3 protein-coding genes are annotated in these 4,072 nt (G+C 37.2%); all 3 read left to right on the forward strand.

Annotation, left to right across the window (positions count from 1 at the left end; all coding sequences use genetic code 11):
* Nucleotides 1-1,196: 1,196 nt before the first annotated feature.
* Nucleotides 1,197-1,439, forward strand: a complete 243-nt coding sequence (locus L2717_RS17905; protein ID WP_248938134.1) for a hypothetical protein — start codon at nt 1,197-1,199, stop codon at nt 1,437-1,439.
* A gap of 13 nt (nt 1,440-1,452) precedes the next feature.
* Entirely contained in the window at nt 1,453-2,055 is a 603-nt protein-coding gene (locus L2717_RS17910) for a hypothetical protein (RefSeq protein WP_248938135.1), read from the forward strand.
* 181 nt (nt 2,056-2,236) lie between these two features.
* Entirely contained in the window at nt 2,237-3,412 is a 1,176-nt protein-coding gene (locus L2717_RS17915; protein WP_248938136.1) for a hypothetical protein, read from the forward strand.
* Nucleotides 3,413-4,072: the final 660 nt, after the last annotated feature.

Consider the following 4,072-nt stretch of genomic DNA (forward strand, 5'->3'; position numbering starts at 1 on the left):
ACCGTAGAGTGCCAATCATAGCCACTCTCAGCAAATTCTGAGTGCGTTTACACGCCAAAATTTGCTCTCACAGCACCCGCAATCAGCCTGAAAAAGCACATTTTCATGTTTAAACTGCCATTTCAAATCGCTTCGCACTCGGTGAGTGCGAAATAAAACTCACAAATAAAACGGTAGTTTAAAACATAAGCGAACTCACTCAGCAGTCTTAAATGCGCTGTAACCCACAGGGCACAGGCTATAGAGTAAAGCGAAAAAAAGGCTTCGCTCTCAGTGAGTGCGAAAAAGTATCGCGTAATCGTCAAAAAACTAAGCGTAACACTACATGACTTATGCAAGCGCAGACGAGCACCTTAGAAGTTACATTGGCACTCATCAAATAAGACTATCGACACTGTTTCTATACTATTTGAACAATCGAACAATCAATTTGAATGGTTAATCAGTCTCACGCCCCCGAATAGGCTCTTAATCAGGTAATTTGTCCTAAATTGCGGCCACAGAATGTGAATAATGACAATCGTTAGCAAAGTAACGGCAAAATTCACGCTCACAGCGCCAATAGTTAGTCTGAGAAATGAGAGAGCTTATCCATCACATCATTTCTCAGCCGCAAAACTGGCTCCTACAAGCGCAAATCAATTAAATATTTTGTTGAGAAAACGCATTTTCACGTTAATAGTGCAATTTTAAATCGCCCCGCACTCGGTGAGTGCGAAGCCAAAGCAGCCCACTAAATAAGTGGGGCTACAGCGTAACCCGGTACGCTTGTATCCCACTTTTTGTTCCAAAAAGGTCGGATACAAGCTCGGGCAAGGGGAGACCCCTTAACCCCAAAAGCCACATGCTGCGCATGTGAAGAAATCAAAAGCGTGAAAGACAAAATCAGTATGAACACTTCTCTGTGTCATGTACTGATTTTTGAACAGTTATAATGATGTCAAAAACGATTTAAAATCGTTCTTTAGTTGTGTCGCTTGAAAAATAGAGAAAGCGTAATACTCTGATTTTATTGCCTTTAATTTTTAGCGTGCTGAGTACAAATTCTACTTTACGCGCAAGCTCGGTTTGTTTTTGTCTGTTAGACATTCAATAAGATAGCAAATGTAGGATGATATTTATCAATAACTTAAACGGCCGACTTTAAATTTATTTGGCCCTTTAATAAACTGTTATGTTTAATATTGGAGTGTCACATGTATAAAGAAAAACTAGGTATCCCTGTACAACATGAATTTGTTAGAACAAATAGCAAAAGTGAGCAACGTAAAGGCAGAGATACAGATATTTATGAGTACGATGAAATAAGTGCAGAGGGAGATCTAATCGCAAAATATATTGTTCGAGATAGTATGAGTATTTACCCTCCTCAATCTACAACAGTATCCTTTGTAAAATATAACTCTACTGGTTCTGAAGTAGATTCAGGCAATTTATAAAATAGGTGTTTTAGTGAAAAAGTATTCGTTCGTTGCCATTTTGATTGTTAGTTTGATCGTCATGTCATTAATAGCCTATTTTAAAGCCGAATCTGGTTTTTTTGTGGGTAACATAATTCCAGAAATGATTGGTGTATGTGTTGAATTACTAGTTATTATTTTTGTGTTAGACAAATGGCAAAAAAAAGAAGAGAAGAATAAAAGCATTAAAGTAGAGAGGCGCTTACGTGAGTTCCTTATTTTCTTTTTAAAGCATAACTTCAAAGACTTCCCCCCATCCTGCCAACCTGGGAATTTTTATGGTACTGATCATCAACAAAACCAAGAATGTATTTCTAATTTGATTTCTGATATCGAGCAAAATGGATTGAAAGAAAGTGTTGTTTTACAAGTCCAAATTTATTGTGAAAGTGAAAAAGAAATATTCAATAATTTAATCCCTGTAGCATCTGACCTTACAAATGACCATTTTAAATCATGGGTGAGAATAGCATTTTTCATGAATGCCATTTCAGCTAAAAGTGAAACGACAAGTCATGCATCTATTAAAATTCTTCAAAACATAAAAAGATTTGATGATGAATCGCATAAAAGTGGTTTGTATGTTGGTGCGTAATAAACATTACAAGTTGCTTAAACGGAATAAAAACAGTTGGCCATCGCTTAGCGATTTTAACCAACCATTTTTATCCGCTTAGCAAGGCGTTAAGCGGACATGGAGTTAGAGTCTACCTATGAATTTTAATCAAAGATTGGAATGTAATACTTGTAAAACATACGTGGATTGCCGTATAGGCATGTCTAATAGAGATGTTCAGCCAATTAGTTTTGCTTGCCCAACCTGCGGAGAAGGCATTCTAATTGAGTTAAATTTAGATAAAGGCTTTAAGTATACAGGGGCTAAATCCATTCACTTTGATGGACCTTTTACAAATGAAAATCCATTTGTAGATCTACATTTAGATTTTCCAGTGATTTTTGGCGAATATAAAATGGGACATACCCCATTTATGAAGGCTATTGGGCGGATTGGACATGAAAACTTTAAAACTCACAATGCAAGACTAAATGCTCTAAATTTTCTCTATCCTAAGTTGGAAGATTTTAAGCGTATTCTCCGCCTTTACTCTAAAAACAAAAAATTATTCGGGCAACTATGTGAGTCAAAATTTGGAGAGAAATTACGTTCTGAAAAACCGGAGGACTTAAATCTAGCCCTTTATTGCGTTATTGCAAAAGTGTTTTTTCCCTTCTCAATGCAAGAAGAAAACGCAGACTCTGTTAAATTACACATGCAAGCTATGCACGATGCATTAAACAAAGATAAAGTTGGCTTTGATGCATTTATAAATGAACTGTTTGATACCGATTTTTTGCACAATATCCAACAAGACTGCCTCGAACTTTACCCGCAAATACTTGCAGGTGAACTTGCGTTTCGTCCTGCATTATTTCTAGACTTTGATGCTAACTATGAGAAAGAACTCGTAGCATTTAGAGTATCTGCACATGACTTTCAAAGATACAAAGATCTTTATAAAGATATATCTGAAGTTATGTCTCGTGAGTTGATTTTGGTTGCAGGACTTAATAACTTGATTCATCGGGGTGATTTTAATAAGTTTAAAAATACCGGAAAAAATACACCAAAGTCATTGCATGCATATGCTGATCTTCCTTATGGCTTTAAAACTAGCCATCTTGATGACTGTTGGTATAGTATTGGTGATGGAGCGGTAAATAACCAACTTAGAAATTCGATTGCTCACGGTAAAGTAGAATATGATGAGATCACTCAACAGATCACATATTTTCCGAAGAAAGAAGGAATTAAACAAGAAAAGTCAGAAAGCATTTACTTTCTTGATTTCATGAGGAGTATATTAATATCCTATAGGGAGATGCATAGAATGCATCAGCTAATTAAGTGCCTATTTAATTATTATTATTTGATTCATCAAAAGCCCGCTTAATCGGGTAGCCGGAGGTATCTAGCCTCCAGCCCCACACCACCTTGCATGCGGCTCCGCAAAGGGTGGTTCATTTAGAACACCTAACTCACTTTCTGGTTAGGATAATGAACTGCGATCCATCCATCACTTAGTGAACATAAAACCGCTTTCTGGAGATACTCATTACTCAGCGCTTGCTGTATCCCTAGTATAGTCGTTAACGTTCAATAACAATATGTTATTTAAACGGTGACCTTCCTGGAGAGGGCTTTCACCTCATTAGTTCACCCCCATGCTGGGCGTACACAAACAAAGTCAGCATAACCACAGCCCATGCAAAGTAACGGATGGGCTGGACTCGCTCCGCTCGCCGCTTTGGGCGTTAATCATTGACAACCTAACCGATAAATATTTAAATGTCATATATCGACTACGAATGTTCACTTTCTGAGATGTGATTTTTCGATTAGTTATTGATTATAATGAATTTTAGTTTTATTTTGTGGCTGATTTCTTGGGTTCAAATCCCTACTCCTCCGCCATATTAAATACGAAAGAAGCCGTTGATTATCAACGGCTTTTTTTGTTTTTGGCGTTTGAGAGACTCTCCATGAGGATTGACTCAGACAATGTATCTTTATCGCGCTCCCAACAACGTGTACTTCACTCGTATCTGTTTAG

Origin of the sequence: Shewanella glacialipiscicola, assembly GCF_023283485.1 — a bacterium.
Lineage (GTDB): Bacteria > Pseudomonadota > Gammaproteobacteria > Enterobacterales > Shewanellaceae > Shewanella > Shewanella glacialipiscicola.

Coding starts and splice junctions, on each gene's coding strand:
- L2717_RS17905 (WP_248938134.1), top strand. CDS start 1,197: ATGTATAAAGAAAAACTAGGTATCCCTGTACAACATGAATTTGTTAGA.
- L2717_RS17915 (WP_248938136.1), top strand. CDS start 2,237: ATGTCTAATAGAGATGTTCAGCCAATTAGTTTTGCTTGCCCAACCTGC.